Origin of the sequence: Dyella terrae, from assembly GCF_004322705.1 — a bacterium.
Classification (GTDB): Bacteria; Pseudomonadota; Gammaproteobacteria; order Xanthomonadales; family Rhodanobacteraceae; genus Dyella_D; species Dyella_D terrae.
In genome coordinates, this window is record NZ_SIZZ01000001.1 from 1244388 (window position 1) to 1269978 (window position 25591).

A 25591-nucleotide genomic window follows, 5' to 3' on the forward strand; every position below is an offset into this window, starting at 1 on the left:
TTTGTGCGCTGGTCGACAGCATGACCGATGGCATCTCACGGGAACTGCGCATTTGCTCCCGTAGTCTGTGACCTGAGCGGCATCCCCTGCCCGCCCAAGGAACAGGACATGCGCGCCATTTACGCCACGCTCGCCCGCAACAAGGGCTTCATCGCTTTTCTCTTCGGCATGCTGGTGCTGCGCAGCGCCATCGCCGACTGGAACGTGGTGCCCACAGGCTCCATGCAGCCGACGATCCGTATCGGCGACCGCATCATGGTCGACAAGCTCGCTTACGACCTGCGCCTGCCCTTCACGCATGTCTCCCTCGTGCACTTGTCCGATCCGAAACGCGGAGACATCGTGGTGCTGGATTCGTCGGCCGCCAACGAAAAGCTGGTGAAGCGCGTCGTCGGTGTGCCAGGTGATGTGGTCATGCTGCGCAACAACCGGCTGATCGTCGATGCGCAACCGGCCCGCTATCACCCCGTGGTCGTACAAGGCATTCGCGACGACACGCAGGAGCCGGCGCATTACGAAATGGAATCGCTCGCCGGGGAAAAGCACCTGATCCGCTTGTCATCGCTGCTTCGCGCCCAGGACTTCGGGCCGGTCATCGTGCCGCCCGGGCATTACCTTCTCCTCGGAGACAATCGCGACAACAGCGCAGATTCACGTTACTACGGCTTTTTTCCGCGCAACGAAATCACCGGGCGCGCCACGCGCGTAGCCGTGTCGCTGGATCCTTCCAATCACTATCTGCCCCGTCGTGACAGGACCGGCCTGAAACTGCAGTAAAGGGGCGATCACTCAAGCGCGGTCGTCGCCGCCTGGTTTCCCGGAACGAAGCGCGCGACTTCCATCCGATTCCGGCCACCCTCTTTCGCCTCGTACATTAGCCGGTCGGCCTCGCGCAGCATGTCACGCAAGCCCAGTTCCTCAAGCGCGCCGGCGTCGAGATAGGTCACGCCAAAACTGACCGTCATGGCAAAGCGCGTTCCGTCGACCGCCGTCTGGTGATCGGCGCGCAACGCGTCCATCAATCGCTGCGCCGATTCGGTCACATGGTCCTCGCTAGCCACGCAGCTGAGCACGGCGAACTCCTCGCCCCCGACGCGAGCGACGACATCCTCCTCGCGCCAGGTCTCTCGACACAGTTCGGCCAGTCGCTTGAGCGCGACGTCGCCCGTTTCATGACCGTAGGTGTCATTGATCCGCTTGAAGTGATCGATATCGAACATCACCAGCACGATGGTCGACGGAGGCACCGATCGCCGCAAAAGCCCGGCGGAAAGCGACAGGAATGCGCGGCGGTTGTACAGGCCAGTGAGAGGGTCGGTTTCGGCCATGCTGCGCAGATCGGCAATCAGCTGGCCGCGTTCCTTCTGCAGGGCAAGCCGCTGCACCAGATCGTCCTTGAGGACATCCAGAGACCGGAACAGCTCAGCAATCTCGCCGTGGTAGCGGTGCCGCGTGGGCGTTGCGTCCAGTTTTCCGGCCGCCAGGGCCAGGATGTAGCGACCGGCTTCCACAAACGGCCTCACGATCGTGCGGTGAAACATCATGGCGGCCATCAGGAGAGCGGCGGTGAGCAACAGGGCGATCACCAGGAATCCCGCGAGGGCATGGCGTTCGCGTTCGAGCTTCGCCGTAAGGTCGCCGCGAACGAGGGCCATGGACTCGTCGCGCAGGGAATAAACCGACTGCAAATAGCCGTGGAACCGACTGTGAAAGACAGACACGGTGACGGCATTCCGGGGATCCTGCTGCAGTGTCGCCATGGTCTTGTCCACGAACGCGGGCATTTCCTGGAAGAAACGCACCTGCACGGCAGCGACAACCGGGTCGGACAGGCGCGGCAGGCCACGCGCGGCCGTGATCAGCATTTCCTGGAGGAACACCAGCCCGCCGAGCATGCGCTGAATTCGATGGTCCTCCTCGGCCGAAAGCGGACGTCGCGAAATCAATGCCGGAGACAACTGGGACTCGAGCAATCCTGCCTCCCGGCGCAGATTGGCGGCAAATCCCGCCATGTACAGCATGCCCTGCGCGGAGCGATCGGCGTCCATGATCGCGACCGCACTGGTCTGGTCGATGGGCGTGACATGAAGTGGCACCTTGGCTAGTTTCCGGATCGAATCGGCGACCGCATCCGCGCTTCGCTCGGCCACCGGCGTGCTGACCAGCACATCCACCTGACGTCGGGCGTCATTCAACGCCACTTCGGCATTAGCCAGATGCTGTCGCAGCAAGGCGCACGTGTCGCAACGATCCGGCGCGAGGAAAGGCCTGAGGGCTGACAGCCGATGATCGGTCGTCTGTCGTCGCGCTTCCAGTTCGCGCTGAACCGGAGCCGGAGGCAGTGCACCTTCCAGCAAAAGAATGACCGGCTCACGCTCGTCCACGATGGCATCGAATACCGCGAGACCCGCATCGAGCTGGCGGGCCTGGGCCACGGCTTGCCGCGCGGTCGTGTAGGCCTCCCACCGATGGAACAACTGCCAGGCAAGCAAACACAGGACAATCGCGTAGATCACCCCCAGCACCCACTGGAAGCGCCGATCGATGGAAGATCGCGACATCGATGGAACGGACATGCGAACGCCCCAGGCTCATCCAGGACGTCGCAAGCTTCAGCCAACACGCGAACGCAGGCAATTGGGGGTGTACGCGATTTGGGTAGGTAAAATTACTGGGGACACGCCGCGTGACGCTTCGCGGCCCATGCCGCAGCACGGCCCGGCGGCGGGCACCTACCCCACCCGGTGATCCGGCCCGCTCAGTTCACCCGGGCAAGGACCACGGAAACGTTGTCGCTGCCACCACCTTCCAGCGCCGCCAGCAGCAGGTGATCCACGCACTCCTGCGCTGACAGGTCGCGACGCTCGACGATGCCACTGATCACGGCGTCGCTGACTTCCTCGGTCAGGCCGTCGCTGCACAGGAGAAAGGCCATACCCGGCTCAACCCGCCCGCGTGCCATGCCGATGTGGAGCTGGTCGAGTGCCGTGATGCCCAGGGCCTGGGTGATCACGTTGCGCTGTGGATGTCGTGAAGCGAGGGCCGGATCGAGCGTCCCGGCGGCGACCAGTTCCTGGACCAGCGAATGATCGTGGCTGATCTGCCTGAGCTTGCCGCCCTGCCAGACATAGATGCGGCTATCGCCGACCCAGGCCACTTCGTAACCTTGTGGCTCCAGCTTGAGCGCGGCAATGGTGGTCCCCATGGGCAGGGCATCCTGGTAGCCACGCGCCTTGGCGATCAGTCGCTCATCGGCCGCGCGCACCGCCTCGACCAGGCCATGACCACGGGTGACGAGATCGGCCATCGCATCGCGGACCAATGCCGAGGCCACTTCGCCATGCTGGTGCCCGCCCATGCCATCGGCGACCAGATAGAGGCCCAGGCCCGGATCGGCGTAGTAAGTGTCTTCATTCCGCGTACGGCGAAGGCCGACGTGGGTACCGTGTCCGAATTCGATCATGGGCTACCGGGGAAATACGTTTGCGCGGAGCATGCCCCATGTCAGGGGTGTTGTCACGACGATCCGTCCCGCGTATGATTGCCGGCTCGCGTGGACCACCATGTGAAACCTTATGGAGAGGTGGCAGAGTGGTCGAATGTACCTGACTCGAAATCAGGCGTACGTGTAAGCGTACCGTGGGTTCGAATCCCACCCTCTCCGCCAGATTCGCAAAAGGGCTCCCGATGGGGGCCCTTTTTGCGTGGGTCGGACGTGCGCATCGCGGCTCGACACGATTGACTACATCGGCGGGCGTGCCAGAGGGTTGGACGCAACGGCGCATCCAACCCTTCATGAACCCATCGAGTCACTGCACCGTTTCAGGCGCCTCGACCACGGCAGGCGCATCTTCCTTGCGCCACACACTCAGGCCACCCGCACTCTTGTCCAGGCCGTCCAGGCGACGTTCGTGCACGACGATCTCGTCGGCACTGGCACGCAAAATGCGCGGACGGCGATCGAGCACGACCGGCATCATCACCGCAGCGGGGCCCTGCTCCTGCGCGCCCTCGAACCCCAGGTCCAGCACGACCTGGCCCGAGGTCATGGCGATGTAGACCTCGGCCAGAAGCTGGCAGTCGATCAGGCCGCCGTGAAGGTCACGGGCGGAGTTGTCCACGCCGAGGCGTTTGCACAATGCGTCGAGGCTGTTGCGCTGCCCCGGATAACGCTCACGCGCCATCATCAGCGTATCGAGGATGCTGCAGCGATCGGACAAACGACCGTAATGCTGGCCGGCGCGCGCCAGTTCCGCGTCGATAAAGCCGACGTCGAACGTCGCGTTGTGGATGATCAGTTCGGCACCGTCGACGAAGGCCAGAAACTCGTCCACCACGTCCGGAAAATGCGGTTTGTCGAGCAGGAACTCGTCCTCAATGCCGGTGACCTGCCGCGCGCCTTCATCGATCTGGCGATCGGGATTGAGATAGGTCTGGTAGTTCCGACCGGAAGGACGACGCTCGATCAACTCCACGCAGGCTATTTCGATCAGGCGATGCCCCTGGCGCACTTCCAGGCCGGTGGTTTCCGTATCGAGAACGATCTGCCTCATGCCTTGCTCCGATGCAGTTCCGCCTGCTCACGCGCGGCAACGTCCACACGCTCGTTTTCCACATGACCGTTATGGCCGCGCACCCATGCCCAACGCACCTGGTGCTTGCCGACTGCGTTGGACAGGCGCTCCCACAAATCCTGGTTCTTCACCGGCTTCTTGTCGGCGGTTTTCCAACCATTGGCGCGCCACTTCGGCACCCATTGCTCGATGCCCTGCATGACGTATTTCGAATCCGTCGTCACCGTCACCTTGCAGGCTCGCGTGAGCGCCTCGAGCGCAGCGATCGCGCCCATCAGTTCCATACGGTTGTTGGTGGTATCCGGCTCGCCGCCCGAGAGCAGCCGTTCGGTACCCTTTGAGCGCAGCAGCGCGGCCCATCCGCCCGGTCCGGGATTGCCGAGGCAAGCGCCGTCGGTAAATGCTTCCACTTCAGTCATCGTTACCTGCTTATTGAACTCACTTTCGGCATCAGGACGAAGCATGTCGCCTCGCTCCCGGCGCCAGATTCACATTGACCGGTGCGCGCACCAGCTTGGGCTGCAACCGCGTCGGTATCGCCGCACGCCGCTGCTTGCGCGCGACAAGCACGAAGGCACCGCCACCAGGCTGTTCACCGCGATGCGCACCGGTCGCGTTGGGCAACATGTGCCCTACCCGAATGACCCGTTCGATATCGAGCCTGCTGTCGCGCACCCAACGCTCCAGCGTCATCGGCGACCGCAACAGCGGCTTGCCCTGCCCTCGCGTATGCCAATAGATCCACGGCGCCCAGGCGCTGAGCGGATGCACGCCGGTCAGGACCAGGGTGCCGCCGGGAGCGAGGACGCGACAAGCCTCGGCCAGGAACGGCTGCGGCGCGGGCGAAGTCTCGATCGCGTGACGCAGCAGTACCAGATCGAACGCGTCATCGGCAAAGGGTAAGGGCTCATCGGCTCGCGCCCTGAGATCGCCGCGAAAGCGATCACCGGTCGCCCTCAGCCGCACCCAGTGGCCCAGCAACGGCAAGACGGGCGGGTGATCATGCGGCAACGCCGACACCAGCAAGGCGTGCTCGCCTGCACAGCGCTGCAGCTCGGGCAACAGCACCGCTGTGGCCTCCGCCTGCAGTCGGCGCAGGTGCGCTCCCGCGTAGATGTCTTTGTCGCGCTGCGGCATGCGTCAACGGCCCGGAATTACTTCCGCACAGTGTACCGGCTGGCGCCTTGCCCGGAGACCTTTCCTCAACGCGTTCACGCTCGCCGCGCATGACGGGGCGCACAGGGACCGGGCCAAGGCGGGCACAAGTCTGAACGCCCGAACTTGCGATTAACGACCTGCTAACAAGCCCACCGTCGCGCCCGTTTTATAGTTTCCGGCCTCGCGCAAGCCGGATGCCTGCGCCAGTCGATACGAAACAGCAGCGGAGAACTCCTTGCACGTCGTACCGTTACCGGCGCTAGCCGACAACTACATCTGGATGCTGCACGACGACGACGGCAACGCGCTGGTGGTCGACCCAGGCGACGCCGCTCCTGTCGAAGCGGCGCTTTCCGCGCACCGGCTCTCGCTGCGTGGCATCTTGCTGACGCACCACCACCATGACCACATCGGCGGTGTCGTTGATTTGCTGCGACATCATGTGGTGCCGGTGATCGCACCGCATGATGGACGCATCGAGCATGCCACGCGGCGCGTCGCTGACGGCGACGCCGTTGCGTTCGATGCACCGGCGGCCGCGTTCCGGGTCATCGCGATTCCGGGACACACCAGCAGCCATATCGCCTACCTCGGCGAAGGGCTGATGCTCTGCGGCGACACCCTATTCAGCATGGGCTGCGGCCGCCTCTTCGAAGGTACACCATCGCAGATGCTTGCCTCGCTGGATCGACTGGCGATGTTGCCGGATGAAACGCTGGTGTGCTGCGCGCACGAGTACACCGCGGCAAATGGCCGATTCGCGAAAACCGTCGAACCGGCCAACGCCGCTCTGGATTCGCGACTGATCGACGTTGCACGCCTTCGCGAAGCGAACCAGCCGACCCTGCCGGTCACGCTCGCCACCGAACGCAAGACCAACCCTTTTCTGCGCGTCGACAACGACGACGTGATCGCCTGGTGCGCCACGCACGCTTCCGACGCGGGCAATCGCACGGCACGCTTTGCGGCGCTGCGCTCGGCCAAGGACGGATTTCGCGGATGAAGCGACTTTGCCAACGTGTCCTGCCGATGGCGCTGACCAGTTTGCTCGCCGCCTGCGCGACAACACCGCAACCGTCCATACCCAAGGGCGGCACGACCATTGCGCCGCCCCGGACATCCATTCGCGATGTCGACCACGGCATCCATGGCGCAGCCAAACCACTCGCCCAGGGCAATGTCTGGGATGATTTGCGCAGCAGCTTCGCCATGGCGGACTGCGATGCCGATCCGGTAATCATGAGCTGGGCGCGCAGTTACACGCGCAATCCCGATCGATTCGAAGCCCAGATGCGCGATGCGTTGCCGCGCTTGATGTACGTGCAGAAAGTTGCCGCGCAACATGGCGTCGCTGGTGAGTTTGCGCTGTTGCCATGGGTCGAAAGCCGGTATCGCCCCATCCCCAGCAGCAAGGGTAATCCTGCGGGCATGTGGCAGATCATGCCGGTCACCGCCAATGCGCTGGGCATGCGCGTGGACAAGAACTACGACGGTCGCCTCGATGTGCCCGCGGCCACCGACGCGATCATGTCCTTGCTGAGCCGATATCACGAAGACCTCGGTGACTGGCGTCTAGTGGCCTACGCCTACAACGCCGGTGAGTTTGCCGTACGCAAGATGGTGAATCAGCGCGGCGCCCCTCCGGCCGAACCCATCATTCCAAAGCTGCCCGTCAAGCCGGTAACGCGTGAGCATCTGGCCAAGTTGCTGGCTATCGCCTGCGTTGTACGGGAACCACAACGATTCAACGTGGAATTGCCACAGCTTCCTGTCGACCAACAGCTGGTATCCGTCGATGTGGATCGCTCCATGCCACTGGCGCAAGCCGCCGATCACGCCGGCATGTCGGTCGATGACATGAAGAATCTCAATGCGGGATTCCGCAATGGTTACTTCGACAAGAGCGCGGCAACTTACCTGCTTGTCCCTAGCAACCGCGCCGAGCAGTTTCGCAATGCGCTGGTCAGCGACGCGACGGCAGGTAAAGCGGACGATGCGCCACCGATGGCACCCGCCGAAGCCGCTGCGGCCAGCGACAGGCCGGCGACCAGCAAGAAGTCAGCCAAGTCCGCCCCCAAAACCGTTGCCAAAGCCGGCACGGGAGGTGTCCGTACGCATACCGTCAAGGCGGGCGACACGCTCTGGACCATTGCGCGGCGCTATTCGGTGGACGTGGAGCAGCTCAAGCGCGTCAACCATCTCAACGGCAAGACATTGCGGCTGGGCCAGGTGCTGACGGTGGACGCAACGCGCTGAGCCTTCAAGGGCGTGGTCCTGACGGCGCCCGGATGCATTCCCGCATGGTGGAATCGCGCAGCCATGCGGGTTCCCGCCTGCTAAACTCCCGCCGCTGCGCCGGTACGGCGCGCCAATGGTCACTGGAGGACGCATGGGATTCCTGCACGGCAAGCGTGCGCTGATCGTCGGCATCGCCAGCCAGCGTTCGATCGCCTGGGGTATTGCCAACGCAATGCACCGAGAAGGCGCACAACTCGCCTTCACCTACCAGAATGATCGCCTGAAGGATCGCGTCGAAGAGGCAGCCAATGCCTTCTCCTCCAACATCGTGCTTCCGTGCGATGTGGCCGACGACGCTCAGATCGACGACCTGTTCACCGCCCTGGGCAAGCACTGGGACGGTTTCGACATCCTTGTGCATTCCGTCGGTTTCGCGCCGCGCGAAGCGCTGCAAGGCGAGTACCTGGACAACCTCACGCGCGAAAGCTTCAACATCGCCCATGACATTTCCAGCTACAGCCTGGCTGCACTCGCCAAGGCGGCTCGTCCGCTGATGGCCGGCCGGGGTGGCTCGATCCTCACGCTCACCTACCTTGGTGCCGAGCGTGCGCTGTCGAACTACAACGTCATGGGCCTGGCCAAGGCCAGCCTGGAGGCCAATGTGCGCTATCTGGCCTTCAATCTCGGCCCGGAAGGAACGCGCGTCAATGCCATCTCGGCCGGCCCCATCAAGACGCTGGCGGCGGCGGGCATCTCCAACTTTCGCAAGATGCTTGACCACGTGGACGAAAACGCACCGCTCCGCCGCAGCGTCACCATCGACGAAGTAGGCAATGTCGGTGCGTTCCTGTGCTCTGACCTCGCCTCGGGCGTGACCGGTGAAATCACCTATGTCGACGCGGGCTACAACATCCTGGGCATGACCGGCATCTGATCGGCTACTGCCGCATGACGTTGGTGGAAAAGGCGCCCCTGGGCGCCTTTTCATTGGCCGCAAACCCGGGCCGCCGGCTCTTTCGGCTGGCCGAATGCACTCTCTTAGCGACATCCGGCCTTAGGTACACAAAAAGAAAGGGCGACCTCAGGCCGCCCTTTCCAGACTTCAACGTGCCGGGCCGCCTTACATGCGGTCCTTGGCGATCTTGATCTCGGTCTTCGCCTTCAGGAGGCCGATGTATTCCTGGGTAGCGAGCTGGCCGTAGGCCTGCGCCATCTGCTGACGCAACGCCGAGCGAATTTCCGGCGTGAGCTGGGACAGATCAGCACCCTGCACCTTGTCGACAGTGACGACGGCGTACGCACCACCGTCTTCAGGCACGGCGGCGAACGAGGACTTGCCGGCTTCCGGATGCGGAAGCTTGAATGCGCTGTCCAGCAGGCTGGGCGGCAGCTGGTTCTGGTTACGCGTCACGTCCGCAGCTGTCTGCAAAGCTGCACCCACCGACGCCGCTACGGCAGTGATGTCCTCACCCTTTTGCAGGCGAGCCACCAGCGCGTCGGCCTTGGCCTTGGCTTCATTGGCAATGCGCTCGTCGAGGATCTTTTGACGCACGTCAGCCGCCACCTCCGCCAGCGGACGCGCCGCGGCCGGAACGTGCTTGTCGACGCGAATCACCACGGCGTGGTTCGGGCTGATTTCCACCAGACCTGAGTTGTTGCCCTGCGCCAGCACGTCGTCGGCAAACGCCGCCTGCACCACCTTCGGGTTGGCGGCGATACCCTGACCACCCTGACGGCTGAACAGCTCGGAAGACTTGATCGGCAGGCCCAGTGCCTGTGATGCCGGCTCCAGCGACGAGGGGTTCTGGTAAACGCTGTCGGTCAGCTTGCCGGCAAATTCGTTGTACTTGCGCTCGTGCGCGCCGCTCGTGGCCTCCTTGGCCAGCTGGTCGCGCACTTCCTCGAAGGGCTTGGCCTGGCCACTGCGCACATCGCGCAGGTACAGGATGTGGTAACCCTCGTCGGACAGAACCGGCTTGGAGACCTGGCCCTTCTGCATGGCGAACAGGGCATCATCGAATGCCGCGTTGGCCACGCCCTTCTCGAGCCAGCCAAGATCACCGCCGGTGCGCTTGGAGCCCAGGTCGTCCGAGGACTGCTCGGCCAGCTTGGCAAAATTGTCCGGCTTGGCCTCACCCGCCAGCTGCTCCGCCTTGGCCAGCGCGGCCTTCTGCTGCTCAGGAGACGCATTCTTGGGCACATTGACCAGGATATGCGACACGAGGCGCTGCTCCGGCATCACGAAACGCTGCTTCTCCTGGTCGTAGCGCTTCCTGAGGTCTTCGTCCGACGGCTGCTCGTCCGTCTTCAGCTCGTCGCCGTTGATTTCGACGTACTTGAGCGAGACCTGCTCAGGATTCATGAAATCAGCCTGGTGCGCCTTGTAGTAGGCGTCCACCTCGGCGTCATCGACGTGCGTATCGGTCAGCGCGGGGCGCGGCACGTTGAAGTAGCGCAGGTCACGGCGCTGCATGCTGATATTGAGGTAGCCGTCGATGTCGGCATCGGTGATCAGCGTGGTCGCGGCAATCGAGTCCGGCACCTGCGCGATGTTCATCTCGCTGCGCACTTCGCCCTCGAACTGCCCCGGCGACTTGCCCTGCCCGGCCAGCCAGGCGCGATACATGGAGGCATTGAACTTGCCATCCACCTGTACGCCGGGAATGCCCATGATGAAGTCGCGAATCGCCTGGTCGCTGACGCGCATGCCCAGGGTCTCGGCATTCTGGATCAGAAGCTGCTGGTCGATCATCGAATCGAGCACGCGCTGCTTCGTTTCCGGCTTGTCGAGGTAGGTCGGATCGAAGCGATCGCCCTGCTGCTCGCTCATCTGCTGGCGAAGCTGATTAAGGCGATTCTGAAAATCCTGCTGGGAAATTTCATGCTTGCCGACCTTCGCGACAAAGGTCTCGGTGTTCGACATGAAGTAAGACTCAATGCCGAAGAACGAGATCGCGAAAACGCAAACGCCCAGAATGACGATGGATGGCCATCCGTGAAGCTTGGTACGTAGTGCCTGCAACATGGGAATCTTCCCAACCCGGGTTGATCGATGCGCGCTTACGCGCTCCATATATGACAAGGGCGCCACACGGGCGCCCTTGCGAACTGTGGCGGAGCGGACGGGACTCGAACCCGCGACCTCCGGCGTGACAGGCCAGCATTCTAACCGACTGAACTACCGCTCCGCATTTTACTGGTGGGTGCTGTAGGGATCGAACCTACGACCCTCGCCTTGTAAGGGCGACGCTCTACCGCTGAGCTAAGCACCCGAACTAAGCGCGAGCCGCTTAGTTTAGGGCATCCTTGAGCGTCTTGCCAGCCTTGAAGGCAGGAACCTTCGAAGCCTTGATCTTGATCGTCTCATTGGTGCGCGGGTTGCGACCGGTACGAGCGGCGCGCTTGCGCACGGTGAAAGTACCAAAGCCGACAACGGAAACGTCGTCACCCTTCTTCAGCGCCTTCTGCACGGTCTCGAAGAAAGCTTCGAGTGCACGGCCGGCATCGGCCTTGGTCAGCTCGGCCTTTTCGGCAATGGCGTTGATCAGATCGGTTTTATTCATTGAGACACTCCCTTAAACAAAAAATGCGGCCCGCGTGGTCAACATGGGACGAGACGACGCCGACTTGGAATGGTTGGCTACCTGAAGGTGCCGTCCCGCGACCCCGCATCGCTGCGCTTTCCAACTTCGCGCGAGGATTGCGGTGCCGCCTTTATACCAGTGGCCTATAGGGTCCGCAATACAAGCAATACCAAGGCTTTCAGCGTTTTTGCGGTTTTGTGCGAAGCACTTGCATTGCATTCCATGAAGCGTTATCGCCGTCCATTTTTCTCACTACTGCAATGCAAAATAAAGGCGCCATGCCGATCGACATGGCGCCTCTTTCGACATCTTACTTTTCCGATCCACTCAGTGCGGTCGTACCGGCGTCTCAGAGGATTCGTCCTCACGCGCAGGCTTGGCCGCCGGCTCCCCGTCCTTCTTCGCCAGGGGCTGTAGCGGGCGTTCCAGCGCGATATCCAGCACCTCGTCGATCCAGCGCACCGGATGGATATCCAGGGAGCTGGTGATGTTGGACGGGATGTCGGCCAGGTCCTTCTTGTTCTCGTCCGGGATGATCACCGTAGTGATACCGCCGCGATGGGCCGCCAGCAGCTTCTCCTTGAGACCACCGATCGGGAGCACGCGGCCGCGCAGGGTGATTTCGCCCGTCATGGCCACTTCGGATCGCACCGGCACCTTGGTCAGGGCCGACACCAGCGCCGTGCACATGGCGATACCCGCGCTCGGACCGTCCTTGGGCGTAGCGCCTTCCGGCACGTGGATGTGGATATCCAGCTTTTCGTGGAAATCCGGCTCGATCCCGAGGCGCTCGGCACGAGCGCGCACCACCGACAAGGCGGCCTGGATCGACTCCTTCATGACGTCACCGAGCTGGCCGGTATGCACCAACCTGCCCTTACCTGACACGACGGACGCCTCGATGCTCAGCAGATCGCCGCCCACCTGGGTCCAGGCCAGGCCGGTCACCAGGCCCACCTCGTTCTGCTGTTCCTTGCGGCCGAAATCGAAACGACGCACGCCCAGGTACTGATCAAGGTTGGCCGAATTGACCACCACCTTGCCCGGCGTCTTGGTTTTCGCTTTGGACGTCTTTACGGCTGCGGACTTGGCCACTGCCTTGCTCGAAACCTTCGCGGCGCCCAGCGTGATTTCCTTGACCACCTTGCGGCAGATCTTGGAGATTTCGCGCTCGAGGTTGCGCACGCCCGATTCGCGCGTGTAGTAACGCACGATGTCGCGCACGGCCTCTTCGGCAACACTCAGTTCCTCGGGCTTCAGGCCGTTCGCCTTGAGCTGCTTGGGCAACAGGTACCTCAGGGCGATCGCCAGTTTCTCGTCCTCGGTGTAACCGGGGATGCGAATGACTTCCATACGATCCAGCAGCGGGCCGGGAATGTTCAACGAGTTCGCAGTGGCGATCCACATCACCTCGGACAGGTCCAGGTCGACCTCGAGGTAATGATCGTTGAACGAATGGTTCTGCTCGGGATCGAGTACTTCGAGCAAAGCCGACGACGGGTCGCCACGGAAGTCCATGGACATCTTGTCGATTTCGTCCAGCACGAACAGCGGATTGCGCGTGCCAATCTTGTTGAGGTTCTGCACGATGCGGCCCGGCATGGAGCCGATGTAGGTGCGACGGTGACCGCGGATTTCGGCCTCGTCGCGCACGCCGCCCAGGCTCATGCGAACGAACTTGCGGTTGGTTGCCTTGGCGATCGACTGGCCCAGCGACGTCTTGCCCACGCCCGGCGGACCGACGAGGCACAGGATCGGGCCCTTCATGGTGTTCACGCGCTGCTGCACGGCGAGGTATTCAAGGATGCGTTCCTTGACCTTCTCCAGGCCAAAGTGATCGGCGTCGAGCACTTCCTGGGCCAGCTGCAGGTCTTTGCGCACCTTGCTGCGCTTTTTCCAGGGCACGCCGACCAGCCAGTCGAGGTAGTTTCGTACGACCGTGGCCTCGGCCGACATGGGCGACATCTGGCGCAGCTTGGAGAACTCCTGGCGCGCCTTGGCCAACACGGCCTTGGGCATGCCGGCCGCGTCGATCTTCTTTTGCAGCTCTTCGATTTCGTTCGGACCATCCTCGCTCTCGCCGAGCTCCTTCTGGATGGCCTTCATCTGTTCGTTGAGGTAGTACTCGCGCTGGCTCTTTTCCATCTGCGACTTCACGCGGCCGCGGATGCGCTTTTCAACCTGCTGAAGATCCATCTCGCCGTCGACCAGTCCGATCAGCAGCTCAAGGCGCTGACCCACATCGGCCGTTTCGAGAACGCGCTGCTTGTCCGCCATGCGGACCGAAAGATGCGCGGCGATGGAGTCGGCCACGCGCGACGGATCGTCGATACCCGACAAGGTGGCCAACACTTCCGGCGGCAACTTGCGGCTTTGCTTTACCAACTGTTCGAACAACGAGATGAGCGTGCGCGACACGACGTCGAGCTCGCGCTCCTTGTTGCTGTAGACCGGCTCGATGATGCGCGAGGTCGCCAGCAGCATGCCGCCGTCTTCCTGGTACTTCTCGACGGACACGCGTGCCTGACCTTCGACCAACACCTTCACGGTGCCGTCGGGCAGCTTGAGCAACTGCAGCACACCTGCAAGGGTGCCGACCTCGTGCAGATCGCCGACGGCCGGATCATCGATATCCGGGCTCTTCTGCGCGACCAGGAGGATCTGCCGCTCACCTTCCATGGCCCGTTCGAGCGCGCGCATGGACTTGTCCCGACCGACGAACAGCGGGATGACCATGTGTGGATAGACCACCACGTCGCGCAATGGCAGGACCGGCAAGGCTTCCAGCTCGGCGCCGGCAGCAGCGGGGATCGGGGCATTTTTTGCCATGTAAAGGTTTCCCTCAGGGGAGTAATGCGACTTCGCCTCGACACTGCGCCGGAGGCATCTTTCCGTCAAGTGGAGGTTGGCGGCGTCTCACACAAGTGCATGCCACGCAACGAAAACAAAAACGGCCCCGGTGTTTGCCGGAGCCGTCCTGTTCAGGCAAACGGGCGAACGATCAAGCCGCGTCGCCACCCTCCGAAGCAATCCGCTGCTGGAGGTTGCCACGGTAGATCAGGTAAGGCTCGGCCTGGCCGTTGATCACGGCGTCATCCACGACGACCTTGCTGACGTGCTCGAGCGACGGCAGTTCGTACATCGTGTCGAGCAGCACCTGCTCGATAATGGTACGAAGGCCGCGGGCACCGGTCTTGCGCTTCAGTGCCTTGCGGGCGATCGCCTGCAAAGCCTCCGGGCGGAATTCCAGCTCCACGCCTTCCATCTCGAACAGCTTCTTGAACTGCTTGGTGACGGCGTTTTTCGGCTCGGTCAGGATCTTGACCAGAGCGGGCTCATCCAGTTCGTCCAGGGTGGCGACCACCGGCAGACGACCGACGAATTCCGGAATCAGACCGAAGCGCACCAAGTCGGCCGGCTCGACATCCGCCAGCACCTTGCCCAGATTCTCCGTACGTTCCTTGCTGCGCACTTCGGCCGAGAAGCCGATGCCCGTGGTTTCGGAACGCTGCTGGATGACCTTCTCCAATCCGGCGAATGCGCCGCCGCAGATGAAGAGGATGTTCTTGGTGTCGACCTGCAGGAATTCCTGCTGCGGATGCTTGCGGCCACCCTGCGGCGGCACCGAGGCGAGCGTGCCTTCGATGAGCTTCAGCAGTGCCTGCTGCACGCCTTCGCCCGACACGTCGCGCGTGATCGACGGGTTTTCGCTCTTGCGCGAAATCTTGTCGATTTCGTCGATGTAGACGATGCCCGACTGCGCCTTGTCGACATCGTAGTCGCACTTCTGCAGCAGCTTCTGGATGATGTTCTCGACGTCTTCGCCCACGTAACCGGCTTCGGTCAGCGTGGTCGCATCGGCGATGGTGAACGGCACATTGAGCAGGCGAGCCAGCGTTTCGGCCAGCAGCGTCTTGCCCGAACCGGTCGGACCAATAAGGAGGATGTTCGACTTGCCCAGCTCGACGTCGTCGCTCTTCTGGCGCGACTCCATGCGCTTGTAATGGTTGTAGACAGCCACGGCCAACGCCTTCTTGGCACGGGTCTGGCCGACCACGTACTGGTCAAGCGTTTCCATGATCTCGCGGGGCTTGGGCAGCTGGGTGCGCCCGGAGGCGGCCTTCTCCTCCAGCTCCTCGCGGATGATGTCGTTGCACAGCTCCACGCACTCGTCGCAGATGAACACGGACGGACCCGCGATCAGCTTACGCACTTCGTGCTGGCTCTTACCGCAGAAGGAGCAGTAGAGAATCTTGCCGCTGTCGTTGGAACGGCCCTGCCGCTCGTCAGTCATGCTGTAACCCTGCTGTAAATCGGTTGCGACCCGAGAATAGCACAGGGCTCCGCGTCTGTTTCCAGACGCGGAGTCCCATTCTCAAGCACTGTAACAAGCCCGAATCAGGCCGATTTCACCGTCTCAACGGCGCGGCGATCCAGGACCTGGTCGATCAGACCATACTCCCGGGCAGCCTCGGCGCTCATGAAGCGATCGCGCTCCATATCACGCTCGATCTTGTCGAGCGGCTGGCCGGTGTGCTGGACGTAGATGTCGTTCAGGCGGCGACGCAGGTACAGGATTTCCTGGGCCTGGATCTCGATGTCCGTCGCCTGGCCGCGGGCGCCGCCCGACGGCTGGTGGATCATCACGCGCGAATTCGGCAACGAATAACGCTTGCCCTTGGCACCAGCCATGAGCAGGAGCGAGGCCGCACTGCAGGCCTGGCCAATGCACATGGTGCTGACATCGGGCTTGATGAACTGCATGGTGTCGTAGATCGCCAGCCCGGCAGTGACGGCACCGCCCGGGCTATTGATGTACAGATGAATGTCCTTGTCGGGGTTTTCCGACTCGAGGAACAGCATCTGCGCGACCAGCAGGTTGGCAACCTGATCGTTCACTTCGCCGACAAGGAAAATCACTCGTTCCTTCAGCAGACGCGAGTAAATGTCGTACGAACGCTCACCGCGAGCCGTCTGCTCGACGACGATCGGTACCAGGTTGAGGTTCTGGATCGGGTCCATGGCCATGCTTGTCGCTCTCTCCGGTTGTTGGGCCTGATCTTATATGTCTCAGGCGCTGACCGGGCGCATCACCTCATCGAAACTCAGGTTGTCGTCGGTGGTCTTGGCATTTTCAGCCACCCACACGGCCACCTGGTCTTCCATCACGCGGTTCTGCAGCCCGGACATCAACTGGGGGTCACCGTTGTAGAGTTCAATGACCTTCTCCGGCTCCTCGTACGTGGAGGCGATGGCAGCCAGCTGTTCGGCGACGCGAGTGCGGTCCAGCTTCAGTTCCTGCTTGCGTGCGATCTCATTCATCAGGAGACCGGCGATGACGCGCTTGCGAGCCATCGGCGTGGCAGCCTCGATCAGCTGCACCGGCGGCTGCTGGCCACGCGGCACGCTGTTGGCGGCCATGGCCTGGGCTTCGGACTGGACCATGATCTTGGGCACTTCGAGGTCGCCGTGGGCGTCGGCCAGCTTCTCGGCCACCTCAGACTTCAGACGGGCCATCAGGGTAGCCTTCAGCTCACGCTCGAGGTTGGAGCGGACTTCCGTCTTGAAGTTGTCCAGGTTGCCATCGGCGATGCCGAACAGCTTGATGAACTCTTCGTTCACTTCCGGCAGCTTCGGCTCCTGGACCTTGACGATCTTGAAGTCGACCTTGGCGGTCTTGCCGGCGAGGCTCTCATTGCGGAAATCGGCCGGGAAGTCGATGTCGGCGATGAACGTATCGTCCGCCTTGCGGCCGGTCAGGGCCTCGTCGAGGGCCTTAAACAGGGTGCCCGAGCCGATGACGCTACCCGCACGCTCCTGGCCCTCGGCCGGGAAGCGGTAGTCGCCGGCTTCGGCGCTGTATTCGAACATCACGAAGTCGCCTTCGGCCGAGGCGCGCTCGACCGGATCGAAGCTGCGGCGCTGGGCGCGCAGGGTTTCGATCATCTTCTCGATGTCGGCGTCGTTCACTTCAGCGACCGGACGCTTGATTTCCAGCGCGGACACATCGACGGCCGGGAATTCCGGCATGATCTCGAAGGTGGCGGTATAGGTGATTTCGCCGTTTTCCGGACGACCCGTGGTGTCGACCGACGGGTTGGCGACCGGACGCAGGTTTTCCTTCTCCACGGCCTCACGCAGGGTCGTGCCGATCAGGTCGGACAGCACTTCGCCACGCACCTGCGCGCCAAAGCGCTGCTGGATGACCGTGGTGGGCACCTTGCCCGGACGGAAGCCCTTGAGACGCACCGTGCGGCCCATCTCGGCGATGCGCGCGGTGACCTGGCTCTCGAAACGCTCCGCGGGGAACTTCACCGTGAGCTTGCGCTCGAGCTTGCCGACGTTTTCAACCGAAACCTGCATGACGTCTCCTGGATACCTGATAGTGCGCCCGTCACAGGCGCCGGCGGCTTCTGGGCCGCCTGCAACAAAAATCGAAGGGAATGGTGCGAAAGGAGGGACTCGAACCCTCACGGGGTTACCCGCTGGAACCTAAATCCAGTGCGTCTACCAATTCCGCCACTTTCGCTCAGCCCGCTCGCAAGAAAGGCGCGTAACCCACGGATTTCACGGAACTATCGACTGGGCAATGCCCAGCATGACTCCCCGCTACGCCCGGGACACCCCTCCCTAAGTGGATGATTCCCATACACGAAAGCGGGCCATTTTACGGTTGTGTCGGGGACCAGCACAAGCGAGCCGCATACCCGATGTGACGGGCGCTTTGGCCGGTTTCGGGCGCGGGCGGCACGCCCAGACCCGGCGCGTGCCATCGAACGCCCCGAACGCGGCTGGATCAGAGTTCCCGCACGACGCGGAAACCGACGCGACCGGTGCGCAAGCTGCCGTCGGCCCCTTGCCTGTAAGCGGAACGCACCTGTTCGGGAGAACTACCCCAGGACCCGCCGCGCACCACCCTGACGCCACAACCGGGATTCACCCAGGCACCGCCATCCACCGGGGCACGCACGTAGTTGTCGTGCCAGCAGTCCTGCATCCACTCGGATACGTTGCCGTTGATGTCGTAAAGGCCGTACGGGTTGGCCTGGAACGACATCACGGGTGCCGGGCCCCAGTAGCCGTCGCGATAGTTCGCAAAGGCGTTGCTCCAGCGCCGGCCGCTCTGGGACCGGTCCCCCGAACCGGTGAGATTCTCGGGCTTGCCCGTAGGCGGACCGGAGCCCCACCAGTACCGCGTCGTCGTGCCACCACGCAGGGCGTACTCGAATTCCGATTCGCTTGGCAGGCGGTATGTCTTGCCCGTGCGCTGGCTCAGCCAGTCCACGTAGGCCTTGGCGTCAGACCAGGAAATGTTCACGACGGGGAGTTTGTCGTCGCTGGCGGGGCGGCCGGCATAGTCGCTCTGCCACGATGCGTCAGGGTCATCACGCAGGGCACCGGTGCGTTCGTCATACACGCTCGCGCCACCCATTTTCACGGAGTCCGGCACATAGCCACTGGCTCGCACGAACTCCCTGAACTGACCGATGGTAATTTCCGAACGAGCCATCGCAAAGCCCCGGGAAATCTTCACTTCATGTTGGGGCGCCTCGGCATCGGTGCGCCCCGATTCGTCGTCCGGGGCGCCCATCAGAAAGCTGCCGGTGGGGATGACCACCATGGCCGGGGCTTGTCCGGGAATATCCACGAACCGATCGGAAAACACCTGGCCCGGCTTGAAGTTGGCGTACAGGCGCGCATTGGTCATGCGCTCCTGGAATTCCTCCAGACCCTGCGTATCGGCCGCAATGTCACGCGCCTGGCCCGCCAACTGCTGCGCCAGGCTTGAATTGCCCGAGTCGAGTGCCGAACGCGCCTGCGCCAGGAGACCGCTGGCACGCTGATGCCGGATACCGTCCACGCGCCCCTGTACGTCAGCCAGGGGTTGCGAGCCCGGCAGGATCGCACCGGCTTCGGTCAGCGCATCCTCAGCACCCTTGAAATCGTTCTGCGCCACGGCGGCCAGCGCGCGATCCAGCACCGCACGCTGAACTTGCGAAATACCCTGCCCGGCCACGGCGTTTTCCGCATCGAGCTGCTGAACCTGTCTATACAGTTCCAGGGCGTTATCACCCTTGGGCTGGTCAACTTTCCCTTGCCGCAAAAGCTGGGCGGCCCGGGCCAGCATGGGACGCACCTGCTCCAGCGTCTTGAGCTTGACCTCCAACTGGACAACGTCGTCCTTGCTGTCGGGCACGGACTTGAGCGCCTCCATCAGGTCGCTGGCTGCATCGGCGTCGCCCACCGCAATGTCCTGACCGATCTCGGCCACCAGACGCGCGCGCACCTCATACATGCCCTGCACAGCGCGGCGACTGTCGGGCTTCAGGGAAAGTGCCGCGGCGAACAGCGCGGCCGCCCCATCCTTGTCGCCGACCAGTTGCCCGGCCTTGAGCGCCTTGCCGGCGCGATCGAGTATGGCTTCGACCTCCGGCGTGTCGGCTGTCTTCTGCTCCGGCAAGGTGACATCCTTATGGGATTGTCGCGCCACGATCACTTCGGTTGGCGCCAGGGTCAGCGGCGGACCCGCATCAATTTCCGCCACGCCCGGCACCGACTGGGCCGTTGGACGTGCAGGCCCCAGTGAGGTCGCCGGCCCCAAATTCATGGCGCGCTGGGTCGACACCCGCGTCGGGTCCACATGAAAGACCCGCGGAAAGAAGTGATACACCAGGGCCATGGCGAGCACGACAACACCCAACGCACCACCCATGGCGCGCTGACGTCGTACGGTTTCCTTGCTCGGCATGGTTGGGCGTCCCTGTTCGGCCTGCTAAGGTGCGCCGCTAACCATAGGCACAATCCGCTGACAGGACAATGAGCGACATCACCTGTCCGCATCCCAAGGACGTTTCAATGCAGCTCCCCGTCACGCCCGCTGCCGACTGGATCACCAGCCGCGCCGCGCTCGATCAATGGCTTGCCGCCGTGCCCGCCGATGCGGCGCTCGATCTCGACACCGAGTTCATGCGCCGCAATACGTTCTATCCCCAACTGGCGCTATTGCAGCTGGGCTGGAACGACCGCTACGCACTGGTCGATCCACTGGCGTTCTCCATCGGTGACGCCTTGCGCCCCCTGCTGGGCGACATTCGGGCCATGACGGTGATGCACAGCGCCAGCGAAGACCTGGAATCGCTGGCTCCCTTGCTCCCGCAAGGTCCCGCCACGCTATTCGACACACAGATCGCCGCGGCTTTCGTTGGCCTGGGCCTGGGGTTGAGCTACCGCGCGCTCGTCGCGGAATTCGTCGGCGTTGAACTGGACAAGGGCGAAACGCGCTCGGACTGGCTGCAGCGCCCCCTTACCGAATCCCAGCGCGCCTACGCCACACTTGATGTGGTCTATCTCACGCCGATTCGCGAGCAGCTCGCCGAGCGGCTCTTGCAGCGTGGCCGCGCGGCCTGGCACCACGAAGATTGCGAGCGACTGAAGCGTCGCTCCTGCGGTCGCGAAAGCGACCCCCAGCCCCAGGAAAATTTCCGCGGCGCCGCTGAGTGGAAGCCCGGCCAGCAGGCCTTGCTCCGCCGCATCTTGCTTTGGCGCGACCGCACCGCACGTACGCTGGATCGTCCGCGCCCCTGGCTGCTCGAAGACGCGCTGGTGATGAATCTGGCGCAGCAACCGCCCCGGCTCGCCAGCGATCTGGAGCAGCGAACGCGCGGCCAGCGCGCCCTGCGCGGCCCCCAACGCCACGAGCTGTTCGACCTGATCGCCGCTCCGGTGTCCGACCAGGAAATCGCCGAAACGACGTCCATCGCCGGCTCACCCCAGGGCGATGAGAAGAAGTCCCTGGCCGCCATGAAGGACGTGGTGGACCGCACCGCCCAGGAGCTGGATCTCCCGCCCGGGCTGCTTTGCGCTCGCAAGACGCTGGAGGAATTCGTGGTGACCCGCCGCTGGCCCACCGCACTCGAGGGCTGGCGCGACGGCATCCTGCGCCAGCCCCTCACCAGCCTGCTTTCGGGCTGACAGGGACTTGGCGACCCCGCGAGCCGCTGCTAACATTCGCGGCTCACGTGGGGCGGTAGCTCAGCTGGGAGAGCGTCGCGTTCGCAATGCGAAGGTCGGGAGTTCGATCCTCCTCCGCTCCACCAATCATTCCAGATCAAACAGCGCTTTATGCCTCCGGCGTAGGGCGCTGTTTTTTTATGGCGCGTTTTTTTATGGCGTGTCTTCAGGGCGTGTCGAACTGCACGACGTCAAACGAACCGGGGAGTTCTCCGCGGCGTAACTGACTCCCCTCGCGAATCCATGCCTGCGACTCTCCGAAAGCTCTGGCATCGCTGAAGCGCCCGAGCCGCTCGAATTGCCCGAAAGCATACGGAACCCCTTCCGCGTCGAGCGGCGTCGTTCCGTCACTGACATGCAGATGCAGGTGCGGCCCCGTGGTGCTGCCGGTGTATCCCAGCAACGCGATCACCTGGCCACGCTTCACGCGATCACCCGCGTGAACCTTGATGCTGCCGGGCTTGAGATGTTCGTAGAACACGTGGCGCCCTTGCCCCAGGTCCAGCGCGACGTAGTTGCCGGCCGCATCTTGCATGGCAACGCGGCGGTCGGCGCGTACATCCGTCGGCTCGGGCAGGTCGTCCATGGCTGCGGAAACCACGGCATCGGCGACCGCGAGCACGGGCTCGCCATATCCGAGCCACTGAGCGGGTCGGCTGCCGTCGCCGTGCGCATGCTTGCCGGCGTTGTCGACCTTGATCCAGTCGATGGCGAAACGTCCGGGAATCCGTACCTTTCCCGCCACCGTGTAGAGCACGCGCCGATGCCCCCGCGTCCACTGCGCACTGTAGACCGCCACCCAGGGACCGCCCTTCAGCGGCGCCCCCAGGATCACCGGGTCGCTTGATGCAACGTCGAAGCCACCACCCTGGGCGGTGGCTTCACTGCCATCCTCGCGACTGAAACGGATGACTTGCGAGATGTGCCGATGCGCGAGGTCGGGCGCGTCCACCGCAAGGTAGACCACGGCACGTACCCCCGCAGGGATCAGCAAGGGATCGCTCCCTTTTGCCGGCAGATCGGGGCGACCCATGGCCCTCGTCAGCGCATCGCCGCTCAGCTCAAGCAGCGTTCCTGCTTCGCCGACGACTTGCAGATCCTGCAATCGCAGAGGGGCGGCACTGAAGTTGGTGAGGTGCAATTCGTACACAAGCATCGACTTCCCCGACACAACGGCCGGCGCGGGAATGTAGGTGACCTGCATATCGAATGCGTCATCGAGTGGCGACCTACCTTCGGCCCATGCCGATACGGACATCAACCACAGCAGACAGACGATCCAGCGGCACATGGGGCAAACCCTCAAGAAAGCTCGCCGCACCCTGCCATGCCCCGGCGGCCTCCGAATGGGCCGTATGTCATTTCATCCGGGGCTGGAGACGGGAAAATGAGAGGGCGCCGCGCAAAAGAGCGCGGGACGCCTTTGAGGGGAACCCAACCGAAGCCGAATGCTGCATCTGCCACTCTTGTCGCAAATGCAGATGCGACTTATTATCGTTTCGATAATTAGTCATTGTCGTCCGCCTCCGGACGCCGCTCCCTTCGCCTGCCCCACAGGAATCGCCCGTGCCCCTCACCCGGATGACCGCCCTCGTCCCGTCGCATGTCGATGGCAACGCCGTCGCACACCCCTTCATCGCGCGTCGCCTGCTCGCAGCCGCCTGCGCGCTGGCTGTCAGCCTGCCCGCCCTTGCCCTGGAACCCACGCCTGCTCCGGCAGCGGCACCGGCGGATCGCGCCTACAGCATCCCGGCAGGTTCGCTTGCACAGGCCCTGGCGCAATGGAGTCGACAAAGCGGCGCGCGCCTCGACGACATGACCCTGGCGACAACCGACAAGCAGACCACGGGCCTCAGCGGGCGCCATACTCCTGCCGAAGCCTTGCGCACCCTGCTCCAGGGTAGTGGTCTCGATGCAGCGCGCGTCGCCTCCAACCACTACCGACTGGTGCCGATGGGCTCGCCAGATGGACTCAGCGTCGCCAATCTGGAAGGCGTGGTGACCACGGCGAAAGTCAGTGGAGACGCCACCGAAGGCACGGGTTCTTACACGACCCGCTCCACCAGCGGCGCAACGCGCCTGGACTTGTCGCTGCGTGACACGCCGCAGTCCATCAGCGTCATCACGCGACAGCAGCTCGACGACTTCGGACTGAACAACATCAACGACGTGCTCTCCCGCACGACGGGCATCAATGTCGAAAAGATCGAAACCGATCGCACTTACTACAGCGCGCGCGGCTTCGACATCACCCAATTCCTCACCGACGGCCTGGGCCTGCCCTTCACCAACGGCGAGCAGGAAGGCGATGTCGATACGGCGATTTACGACCATATCGAAGTGCTGCGCGGTGCCAACGGACTGCTGTCCTTCACCGGCAATCCATCGGCCACGGTCAACTTCGTGCGCAAGCGCCCGACGGCGGATTTCCAGGGCAGCGCCGCAGTAACGATCGGCAGCTGGAACAACCGTCGCCTCGACGTCGATCTCTCCGGAGGCCTCAATGCATCCGGCAGCGTCCGCGGCCGCGTCGTCGCCGCCGATCAGGATACGGAGAGCTATCTCGATCGCTACGAACTGCGCAAGAAGATCGTGTCCGGCATCCTGGAAGCCGACCTTGGCGAAAACACGCTGATCACCACGGGTGTAACCTGGCAGAAGAATTCCCCGAAGAGCCCCATGTGGGGGGCGCTGCCGCTCTACAACACCGATGGCACGCCGACCGACTACCCGCGCTCGACCAGCACCGCTTCGGACTGGTCTTACTGGGACACCGCCACCACGCAGGCTTTCGCGCAGGTCGATCACGACTTCGGCGGCGGCTGGAAACTCAAGGGTGCGCTGAACTATCGCCGCATCGCCCAGCAGGGCGACCTCTTCTACATTTACGGTACGCCGGATGCGACGACGGGCGAAGGTCTCTACAGCTATCCGTCACGCTATACCAGCGCGGAAAAGCAGTACTTCGCCGACCTATATGCCAGTGGTCCCTTCACGCTGGGGCGCGAGCATGAACTCGTTGTGGGCATCAACGCCGCCAGGAACGACGTCAACCAGTTTTCGCTCTACAGCGCTGACATCGGCACGCCGCTGCCGCCCCTGACCGAATGGAACGGCACCTACCCCAAGCCACCCTTCACTGCCTCGTCGGATGGGGCCGAATTCCACATGCGTCGCCAGAGCGCCTATGCCACGGTACGCTGGAACCTCGCCGACGAGTTGAAGCTGATCACCGGCCTGAGCACAACGCACTACAAGAGTTCGGGCCAGAACTACGGCATTCCGAACGCCTTCAACGAGACCCGTACTTCGCCCTTCGCCGGCCTGGTCTACGATCTCAATGCCCACTATTCGCTCTACACGAGCTACGCGAAGATCTACAACCCGCAGACGCAGACCGACATCGATCATCACCTGCTCGACCCGGTCAACGGCGACAATCTGGAAGCGGGCATCAAGGCCGCGTGGATGGACAACCGCCTGAACGCCTCCTTCGCGCTGTTCCGTTCACGCCAGAACAACTACGCCGAAGTCGCCGGCTATGACCTCACCACGGGCCAGAACTACTACCGCGGGATCAATGCCACCTCCAAAGGCTACGAGCTGGACGTGGCCGGCGCGCTGACCGATCGCTGGGAGCTGAGCGCTGGCTTCACCCAATTGCAGATCCACGGCGATGACGGCGCCCATGTGCGCACCTACGTACCGCGCCAGACGTTCCGCCTGTCGACCACGTACCGCCTTCCCTGGCTTCAGGGCCTGCGCGTCGGCGGAACGCTTCGCTGGCAGGATGCCATCGTGCGCGACCAGGAAAGCGTCGATACGCTCGGTCGCCCCATCTTCACGCACCAGGGCAGTTATGCCCTCCTCGGCGCCATGGCAAGTTACGATTTCAGCCCGTCCTGGCGCGCCACGCTCAACGTGGACAACCTGACCAACCGCAAGTACATCTCCAGCCTGTACTGGGCGCAAGGCTTCTATGGCGCACCCACCAACTGGCAACTGAACGTGAGCTACAAGTTCTGA

General features: G+C 63.1%; 19 protein-coding genes and 5 tRNA genes. 8 read left to right on the top strand and 16 right to left on the bottom strand.

Going from position 1 to position 25591, the window contains the following annotated elements:
• The first annotated feature begins 108 nt into the window (after window positions 1-108).
• On the top strand, window positions 109-777 hold the full coding sequence (lepB, locus tag EYV96_RS05640; protein WP_131150482.1) for a signal peptidase I: 669 nt from the start codon (window positions 109-111) through the stop codon (window positions 775-777).
• An 8-nt stretch (window positions 778-785) separates the two neighbouring features.
• Here the strand turns inward: lepB and EYV96_RS05645 are convergent, their stop codons facing one another.
• Together EYV96_RS05645 and EYV96_RS05650 are read right to left on the bottom strand one after the other, a co-directional pair.
• A complete protein-coding gene (locus EYV96_RS05645; RefSeq protein WP_131150483.1) occupies window positions 786-2576 on the bottom strand; it encodes a GGDEF domain-containing protein in 1791 nt (596 codons plus the stop codon).
• Window positions 2577-2758: 182 nt separating this feature from the next.
• Window positions 2759-3463, bottom strand: a complete 705-nt coding sequence (locus EYV96_RS05650; protein WP_131150484.1) for a PP2C family protein-serine/threonine phosphatase — start codon at window positions 3461-3463, stop codon at window positions 2759-2761.
• A 114-nt stretch (window positions 3464-3577) separates the two neighbouring features.
• On the opposite strand from EYV96_RS05650, the gene EYV96_RS05655 reads away from it, so the two are divergent.
• Window positions 3578-3667, top strand: a tRNA-Ser gene (locus EYV96_RS05655).
• A 142-nt stretch (window positions 3668-3809) separates the two neighbouring features.
• Here the strand turns inward: EYV96_RS05655 and dnaQ are convergent.
• Genes dnaQ through EYV96_RS05670 form a run of 3 tightly spaced genes read right to left on the bottom strand, consistent with a single transcriptional unit; the run spans window position 3810 to window position 5711 of the window.
• The gene (gene dnaQ, locus EYV96_RS05660) at window positions 3810-4553 is read right to left on the bottom strand and encodes a DNA polymerase III subunit epsilon (protein WP_131150485.1); all 744 of its coding nucleotides are present in this window, start codon (window positions 4551-4553) and stop codon (window positions 3810-3812) included.
• The gene (gene rnhA, locus EYV96_RS05665) at window positions 4550-4993 is read right to left on the bottom strand and encodes a ribonuclease HI (protein ID WP_131151510.1); all 444 of its coding nucleotides are present in this window, start codon (window positions 4991-4993) and stop codon (window positions 4550-4552) included. The genes dnaQ and rnhA overlap by 4 nt, the downstream gene beginning before the upstream one ends.
• 31 nt (window positions 4994-5024) lie before the next feature.
• Window positions 5025-5711, bottom strand: coding sequence for a class I SAM-dependent methyltransferase (locus tag EYV96_RS05670; RefSeq protein WP_131150486.1), 687 nt, complete (start codon window positions 5709-5711; stop codon window positions 5025-5027).
• 256 nt (window positions 5712-5967) lie between these two features.
• Here EYV96_RS05670 and gloB point away from each other — a divergent pair, with 256 nt between their 5' ends.
• The 3 genes from gloB to EYV96_RS05685 all read left to right on the top strand — a co-directional run bounded on the left by gloB (window position 5968) and on the right by EYV96_RS05685 (window position 8904).
• On the top strand, window positions 5968-6735 hold the full coding sequence (gloB, locus tag EYV96_RS05675; RefSeq protein ID WP_131150487.1) for a hydroxyacylglutathione hydrolase: 768 nt from the start codon (window positions 5968-5970) through the stop codon (window positions 6733-6735).
• On the top strand, window positions 6732-7988 hold the full coding sequence (locus EYV96_RS05680) for a transglycosylase SLT domain-containing protein (protein WP_240732346.1): 1257 nt from the start codon (window positions 6732-6734) through the stop codon (window positions 7986-7988). The genes gloB and EYV96_RS05680 overlap by 4 nt, the downstream gene beginning before the upstream one ends.
• A 133-nt stretch (window positions 7989-8121) precedes the next feature.
• Window positions 8122-8904, top strand: a complete 783-nt coding sequence (locus EYV96_RS05685; RefSeq protein WP_131150488.1) for an enoyl-ACP reductase FabI — start codon at window positions 8122-8124, stop codon at window positions 8902-8904.
• Between the two features lie 186 nt (window positions 8905-9090).
• Here the strand turns inward: EYV96_RS05685 and EYV96_RS05690 are convergent, their stop codons facing one another.
• The 10 genes from EYV96_RS05690 to EYV96_RS05735 all read right to left on the bottom strand — a co-directional run bounded on the left by EYV96_RS05690 (window position 9091) and on the right by EYV96_RS05735 (window position 20303).
• The gene (locus EYV96_RS05690) at window positions 9091-10995 is read right to left on the bottom strand and encodes a SurA N-terminal domain-containing protein (protein ID WP_131150489.1); all 1905 of its coding nucleotides are present in this window, start codon (window positions 10993-10995) and stop codon (window positions 9091-9093) included.
• Between the two features lie 86 nt (window positions 10996-11081).
• Window positions 11082-11158, bottom strand: a tRNA-Asp gene (locus EYV96_RS05695).
• Window positions 11159-11167: 9 nt separating this feature from the next.
• A tRNA-Val gene (locus EYV96_RS05700) sits at window positions 11168-11242 on the bottom strand.
• A gap of 18 nt (window positions 11243-11260) precedes the next feature.
• Complete coding sequence (locus EYV96_RS05705) at window positions 11261-11533, bottom strand: HU family DNA-binding protein (protein WP_019465590.1); 273 nt, start codon at window positions 11531-11533, stop codon at window positions 11261-11263.
• Between the two features lie 348 nt (window positions 11534-11881).
• Window positions 11882-14383 carry an endopeptidase La gene (gene lon / locus EYV96_RS05710; RefSeq protein ID WP_131150490.1) on the bottom strand — a complete coding sequence of 834 codons (2502 nt, stop codon included), beginning with the start codon at window positions 14381-14383 and terminating at the stop codon, window positions 11882-11884.
• A 172-nt stretch (window positions 14384-14555) separates the two neighbouring features.
• Window positions 14556-15848 (bottom strand): ATP-dependent Clp protease ATP-binding subunit ClpX, encoded by a 1293-nt coding sequence (gene clpX / locus EYV96_RS05715; protein ID WP_131150491.1) that lies wholly within the window; start codon window positions 15846-15848, stop codon window positions 14556-14558.
• A 104-nt stretch (window positions 15849-15952) separates the two neighbouring features.
• Entirely contained in the window at window positions 15953-16582 is a 630-nt protein-coding gene (clpP, locus tag EYV96_RS05720) for an ATP-dependent Clp endopeptidase proteolytic subunit ClpP (RefSeq protein ID WP_131150492.1), read from the bottom strand.
• A 42-nt stretch (window positions 16583-16624) separates the two neighbouring features.
• Entirely contained in the window at window positions 16625-17917 is a 1293-nt protein-coding gene (gene tig / locus EYV96_RS05725) for a trigger factor (RefSeq protein ID WP_131150493.1), read from the bottom strand.
• A gap of 81 nt (window positions 17918-17998) precedes the next feature.
• Window positions 17999-18083: transfer RNA gene (locus EYV96_RS05730), tRNA-Leu, on the bottom strand.
• Between the two features lie 267 nt (window positions 18084-18350).
• On the bottom strand, window positions 18351-20303 hold the full coding sequence (locus EYV96_RS05735; RefSeq protein WP_131150494.1) for a formylglycine-generating enzyme family protein: 1953 nt from the start codon (window positions 20301-20303) through the stop codon (window positions 18351-18353).
• Between the two features lie 107 nt (window positions 20304-20410).
• Between EYV96_RS05735 and EYV96_RS05740 the strand changes: the two genes are divergently transcribed.
• Entirely contained in the window at window positions 20411-21526 is a 1116-nt protein-coding gene (locus tag EYV96_RS05740) for a ribonuclease D (RefSeq protein ID WP_131150495.1), read from the top strand.
• A gap of 49 nt (window positions 21527-21575) precedes the next feature.
• Window positions 21576-21651, top strand: a tRNA-Ala gene (locus EYV96_RS05745).
• An 80-nt stretch (window positions 21652-21731) separates the two neighbouring features.
• Here the strand turns inward: EYV96_RS05745 and EYV96_RS05750 are convergent.
• Window positions 21732-22856 (bottom strand): M23 family metallopeptidase, encoded by a 1125-nt coding sequence (locus tag EYV96_RS05750; RefSeq protein WP_131150496.1) that lies wholly within the window; start codon window positions 22854-22856, stop codon window positions 21732-21734.
• 275 nt (window positions 22857-23131) lie between these two features.
• Between EYV96_RS05750 and EYV96_RS05755 the strand changes: the two genes are divergently transcribed.
• On the top strand, window positions 23132-25591 hold the full coding sequence (locus EYV96_RS05755) for a TonB-dependent siderophore receptor (protein ID WP_240732347.1): 2460 nt from the start codon (window positions 23132-23134) through the stop codon (window positions 25589-25591).

Coding starts and splice junctions, on each gene's coding strand:
- lepB (WP_131150482.1), top strand. CDS start 109: ATGCGCGCCATTTACGCCACGCTCGCCCGCAACAAGGGCTTCATCGCT.
- EYV96_RS05685 (WP_131150488.1), top strand. CDS start 8,122: ATGGGATTCCTGCACGGCAAGCGTGCGCTGATCGTCGGCATCGCCAGC.
- lon (WP_131150490.1), bottom strand. CDS start 14,383: ATGGCAAAAAATGCCCCGATCCCCGCTGCTGCCGGCGCCGAGCTGGAA.
- dnaQ (WP_131150485.1), bottom strand. CDS start 4,553: ATGAGGCAGATCGTTCTCGATACGGAAACCACCGGCCTGGAAGTGCGC.
- EYV96_RS05750 (WP_131150496.1), bottom strand. CDS start 22,856: ATGTGCCGCTGGATCGTCTGTCTGCTGTGGTTGATGTCCGTATCGGCA.
- tig (WP_131150493.1), bottom strand. CDS start 17,917: ATGCAGGTTTCGGTTGAAAACGTCGGCAAGCTCGAGCGCAAGCTCACG.
- clpP (WP_131150492.1), bottom strand. CDS start 16,582: ATGGCCATGGACCCGATCCAGAACCTCAACCTGGTACCGATCGTCGTC.
- EYV96_RS05735 (WP_131150494.1), bottom strand. CDS start 20,303: ATGCCGAGCAAGGAAACCGTACGACGTCAGCGCGCCATGGGTGGTGCG.
- rnhA (WP_131151510.1), bottom strand. CDS start 4,993: ATGACTGAAGTGGAAGCATTTACCGACGGCGCTTGCCTCGGCAATCCC.
- EYV96_RS05650 (WP_131150484.1), bottom strand. CDS start 3,463: ATGATCGAATTCGGACACGGTACCCACGTCGGCCTTCGCCGTACGCGG.
- clpX (WP_131150491.1), bottom strand. CDS start 15,848: ATGACTGACGAGCGGCAGGGCCGTTCCAACGACAGCGGCAAGATTCTC.
- EYV96_RS05705 (WP_019465590.1), bottom strand. CDS start 11,533: ATGAATAAAACCGATCTGATCAACGCCATTGCCGAAAAGGCCGAGCTG.
- EYV96_RS05740 (WP_131150495.1), top strand. CDS start 20,411: ATGCAGCTCCCCGTCACGCCCGCTGCCGACTGGATCACCAGCCGCGCC.
- EYV96_RS05645 (WP_131150483.1), bottom strand. CDS start 2,576: ATGTCCGTTCCATCGATGTCGCGATCTTCCATCGATCGGCGCTTCCAG.
- EYV96_RS05690 (WP_131150489.1), bottom strand. CDS start 10,995: ATGTTGCAGGCACTACGTACCAAGCTTCACGGATGGCCATCCATCGTC.
- EYV96_RS05680 (WP_240732346.1), top strand. CDS start 6,732: ATGAAGCGACTTTGCCAACGTGTCCTGCCGATGGCGCTGACCAGTTTG.
- EYV96_RS05670 (WP_131150486.1), bottom strand. CDS start 5,711: ATGCCGCAGCGCGACAAAGACATCTACGCGGGAGCGCACCTGCGCCGA.